The organism is Variovorax sp. FW305-3-2-15-B-LB1 (assembly GCF_058787635.1).
The window spans coordinates 1-4,992 of the sequence record NZ_JBYSZY010000111.1 but is presented as its reverse complement, the minus strand read 5'-3'; the positions used below and the strand labels follow the sequence as shown (position 1 = coordinate 4,992).

The 4,992-nt window shown below is 69.3% G+C and carries 2 protein-coding genes; both read left to right on the top strand.

Features of this window, described 5'->3' with window-relative positions:
- Positions 1–205 precede the first annotated feature (205 nt).
- Positions 206–3,466: an efflux RND transporter permease subunit gene (locus AC3WQR_RS31460; RefSeq protein ID WP_307637592.1), complete on the top strand. Its 3,261-nt coding sequence runs from the start codon at positions 206–208 to the stop codon at positions 3,464–3,466.
- Between the two features lie 11 nt (positions 3,467–3,477).
- A complete protein-coding gene (locus AC3WQR_RS31455) occupies positions 3,478–4,977 on the top strand; it encodes an efflux transporter outer membrane subunit (protein ID WP_492745952.1) in 1,500 nt (499 codons plus the stop codon).
- Positions 4,978–4,992 lie beyond the last annotated feature (15 nt).

Here is a 4,992-nt window from a genome sequence, read left to right as displayed (position 1 = left end):
GGATCAGGGCTCGCCCTTGTTTGAGCGAAGCGAGTTTGGGCGAGACCCCGCGAAACGCGAGCACCGCAGGTTGCCCGAAGCGAAGCGTAGGGACGCAGACAGCAGGGTCGCCTTTCTTTTGCCTACTTTTCTTTGGCGAAGCAAAGAAAAGTAGGTCGGCCGCCGGGCCGAGACCCGGCCTCGGGAAGCAAAACGAGGCACGGCGATGAACCTGTCGCGTCCTTTCGTCCGCCGCCCCATAGGCACAGTCCTGCTAACCATAGGCATCGCCCTGGCAGGCATAGCCGCGTTCTTTGTCCTACCAGTCTCCCCGCTACCCCAAGTCGACTATCCAGTCATCTCAGTAAGAGCCTCGATCCCGGGAGCCAGCCCAGAGACGATGGCAACCAGCGTAGCGACGCCACTAGAAAGACACCTGGGCACGATCGCAGGCGTCAACGAAATGACGTCCACCAGCTCGGTAGGCTCCTCCCGAGTCACGCTGCAATTCGACCTGAGCCGCAACATCGACGGCGCCGCAAGAGAAGTCCAAGCCGCCATCAACGCCAGCCGCGTAGACCTCCCCGCCACGCTAAGAAGCAACCCGACCTACCGCAAAGCCAACCCAGCCGCCTCCCCAGTCATCATCCTGGCCCTCACGTCCAAGACAAAGACCCCAGGCCAGATCTACGACGCCGTCTCCAACATCGTCAGCCAGCGCCTGTCTCAAGTAGACGGCGTAGGTGACGTAGAGATCGGCGGTGGCTCGCTCCCCGCGGTACGCATCGAACTGCTCCCCTTCGCCCTCAACCGCTACGGCATCAGCACCGAAGACGTGCGCGCCGCCATCCAGGCGTCGAATGCGAACCGCCCCAAGGGCATGGTCCAGGGCGAAGGCCGCAAGCTGCAGATCTACACCCAGACCCCGGCGCTGCGCGCAAGCGACTACGCCTCGATGGTCGTGGCCTGGCGCAACGGTGCGGCGGTGCGGCTGCGCGAGGTCGCCGACGTGATCGACGGCGTGGAAGACACGCGCACGCTGGGCCTGTTCAACGGCGAGCCGGCGATCATCGTGCTGATCACGCGCCAGCCCTCCGCCAACATCATCGAGACCGTCGACAACGTGCGCGCGCTGCTGCCCGAGCTGCAGGCACAGCTGCCGCCGGACGTGACGCTGCAGGTCGCCTCGGACAGCACCAACTCCATCCGCAGCTCGCTGCGCGAGGTGGAGATGACGCTGGTCATCGCGGTGCTGCTGGTGGTGCTGGTGGTCAGCCTGTTCCTGCGCAGCGTGCGTGCGACGGTGGTGCCGGCGGTGGCCACGGTGGTGGCGCTGCTGGGCACGTTCGGGGTGATGCACCTGCTGGGCTTCAGCCTCAACAACCTGAGCCTGATGGCGCTCACCGTGGCCACGGGCTTCGTGGTGGACGACGCCATCGTGGTGCTGGAGAACACCAGCCGCCACATCGAATCGGGCATGTCGCGAATGAAGGCGGCGCTGCTCGGCGCGCAGGAAGTGGGCTTCACGGTGCTGTCGATCAGCGTGTCGCTGGTCGCGGTGTTCATTCCGCTGCTGTTCATGGGCGGGCAGGTGGGGCGGCTGTTCCGCGAGTTCGCGGTCACGCTGTCGGCGGCGGTGCTGATCTCGCTGGTCATCTCGCTCACCACCACGCCGATGATGTGCGCGTGGATGCTCAAGCCGGGCGGCGAGCACGACAAGAACAAGCCGCAAGGCCGCTTCGGCCGCGCGGCGGCGCGCAGCTACGACTGGATGCTCAAGCGCTACGAGAGCGCACTCGACTGGGCGCTGGACAGCAAGGCGATCGTCATGGTCGTGCTGCTGGCGGTGGTGGGGCTCAATGTCTACCTGTTCAGCGCGGCGCCCAAGGGCTTCTTCCCGCAGCAGGACAGCGGGCAGCTCAACGGCGGCCTGCGCGCCGACCAGAGCATTTCGTCGCAGGCCATGGGCGCCAAGCTGCGCGAGGTGGTCGACATCATCCGCAAGGACGAGGCGGTCGACACCGTGGTGGGCTTCACCGGCGGCGGGCGCGCGGGCGGCGGCTTCATGTTCGTCAACCTGAAGCCGGCCAGCCAGCGCAAGGACAGCGGCCTGGCCGTGATCGCGCGGCTGCGCCCGCAGCTGGCGCAGGTGACGGGGCTGCGCGTGTTCCTCGGCCCGGTGCAGGACGTGCGCTCGGGCGGACGCTCCAGCAACTCCACTTACCAGTACACGCTCAAGAGCGACAGCCTGTCCGACCTGCGCACCTGGGCCGTGAAGCTGGCCGACGAGATGAAGCAGCAGCCCACGCTGACCGACATCGACACCGACCAGGACCAGAACGGCGTGGAGACGGTGGCCAAGGTCGACCGCGACAGCGCGCGCCGACTGGGGCTCACCTCCACCGCCATCGACAACGCGCTGTACAACGCCTTCGGCCAGCGGCAGGTGGCCACCATCTACACCGAGCTCAACCAGTACCACGTGGTGATGGAATGGGCGCCGGGCTACACGCGCAGCCCGAACGCGCTGCGCGACGTGTACGTGCCGGCCACCAAGACCTCGGTGGTCGCGGGGCAGGCGGTGACCACGCAGGTGGCGGCCACGGCGTCCACGGGCGGCACGACGGCCTCCGCCAGCGCCGCTGCCGCGACGGTGCCGGTGTCGGCCAACGCCGGTTCGCGCAACGCCTCAACCGGCAACGTGCTGAGCAACACGGCCACCGCGCTGGTGCCGCTGTCGGCGGTGGCGAAGTTCGAGGAGCAGTCGGTGGCCACGTCGGTGAGCCACGAGGACGGCGAGCTCGCCACCACCATCTCGTTCAACCTGGCCGAGGGCGCCAACCTCGGCGACGCGCGAGAGGCCATTGCCAAGGCCGAGGCCAACATCGCCATGCCGACCAACGTGCGCGGCGCCTTTGCCGGCACCGCGCTGAGCGCGCAGCAGTCGCAGGGGCAGCAGGCGATGCTGATCGTGGCGGCGCTGGTGGTGATCTACATCGTGCTGGGCATCCTGTACGAGAGCCTGGTGCATCCGGTGACGGTGCTCTCGACGCTGCCCTCGGCGGGCGTGGGCGCGGTGCTGGCGCTCTTGATGTTCCGCATGGAGTTTTCCATCATCGCGCTGATCGGCGTGTTCCTGCTGATCGGCATCGTGAAGAAGAACGCCATTTTGATCATCGACTTCGCGCTGGAGGCCGAGCGCTCGCGCGGCCTGAGCCCGCTCGAGGCGGTGCGCGAGGCCTGCCTGCTGCGCTTCCGCCCGATCCTGATGACCACGCTGGCCGCCGCGCTCGGCGCGCTGCCGCTGGCCATCGGCTTCGGCGAGGGCGCCGAGCTGCGCCGGCCGCTGGGCGTGGCGATCATCGGCGGGCTCATCGCGAGCCAGCTGCTGACGCTGCTCACCACGCCGGTGGTGTACCTGCTGCTGGACAAGCTGCGCCGCCGCGGCAAGAACGAACACGCGCTGAGCCGCGCCCCGGCCGTCTGAGACCCATGACCATGAATGCCTCCTTTTCTTCCATCGGCCCTTCACGCCGTTTCTTCGCGCTGAGCACGCTCGCGCTGGCCGCCGTGCTCGCCGGCTGCGCCGTGGGCCCGGCCTACAAGGTGCCCGAGTCGGCGGCATCGGCCGGCTGGAAGGAACAGCCCGCCGCCGACGGCTGGCTGCCCGCCGCGCCGGCCGACGCGCTCGACCGCGGCGAGTGGTGGAAGCTCTTCGGCGATGCCACGCTCGACGAACTCGCGGCGCGCGTGCAGGTGTCGAACCAGAACATCGCCGCCGCCGTCGCCAACTACACGCAGGCGCAGGCACTGGTGCGCGAGCAGCGCGCCGGCCTGTTCCCGTCGGTGTCCTTCGACGGCAGCGGCAAGCGCTCGGGCACGGTGGGCGGCAACGCCTCGGCCAGCCCGTCGAACACCTTCGGCGCCACGCTGGGCGCGAGCTGGACGCCCGACGTGTGGGGCCGCCTGCGCGAGGCCGTGAACAGCGCGCAGGCCAACGCCCAAGCCAGCGAAGCCGACCTGGCCTCGGCGCGGCTGTCGGCCGTCGGCGACCTGGCCACCAACTACTTCTCGCTGCGCGAGGCCGACGCCGAGATCGTGCTGCTCGACGAAACCATCCTCGGCTACCAGCGCGCCTTCGAGATCACGAGCAACCGCTACGCCGCCGGCATTGCCGCGCAGACCGACGTGCTGCAGGCGCAGACGCAACTGGTGAACGCCAAGGCCGACCGCGTGGGCCTGCAGCGCACGCGCGCCACGCTGGAGCACGCCATCGCGATGCTGGTGGGCGTGGCGCCGGCCGACTTCAGCCTGCCGCCCGCGCGCTGGACGCCCACGGTGCCCGGCGTGCCGACCGGCGTGCCCTCGGCGCTGCTGCAGCGCCGTCCCGACATCGCGGCGGCGGAGCGCGCGGTGGCCGCGGCCAATGCGCAGATCGGCGTGGCGCGCTCGGCCTACTACCCGAACATCTCGCTCACGGCCTCGGTCGGCAGCAACGCGAGCCGCGTGAAAGACCTCTTCGGCGCGGCCAACACGTTGTGGGGGCTGGGCCTGTCGGTGGCGCAGGTGGTGTTCGATGCGGGCGCGATCAGCGCCAGCGTCGATGCCGCCAAGGCCGGCCACGAGGCCAGCGTGGCGCGCTACCGGCAGACCGTGCTGGCCGCGTTCCAGGCCGTGGAAGACCAGCTGACCAGCGGCGCCACGCTGGCGCAGCAGGAAGGCCTGCGCCGCGAGGCCACGGCAGCGGCCGACAAGACCGAGCAGCAGTTGCTCAACCGGTATCGCGCGGGGCAGGTGAGCTACACCGACGTGGTGCAGGCGCAGGCCGCCGCACTGAGCGCGCGGCGCGCGCTCGTGCAGCTTCAGGTCAATCGCCAGGCCGCGGCAATCGCGCTGATCCAGGCCATGGGCGGCGGTTGGCAGGCCGACTGGATGGGGGCGACCCACCCGGCCGGCAACAGCCCTTCAAACAACAACGCCGCTTCCCGCACACCGTAAGGGGCGGGTGTCGCG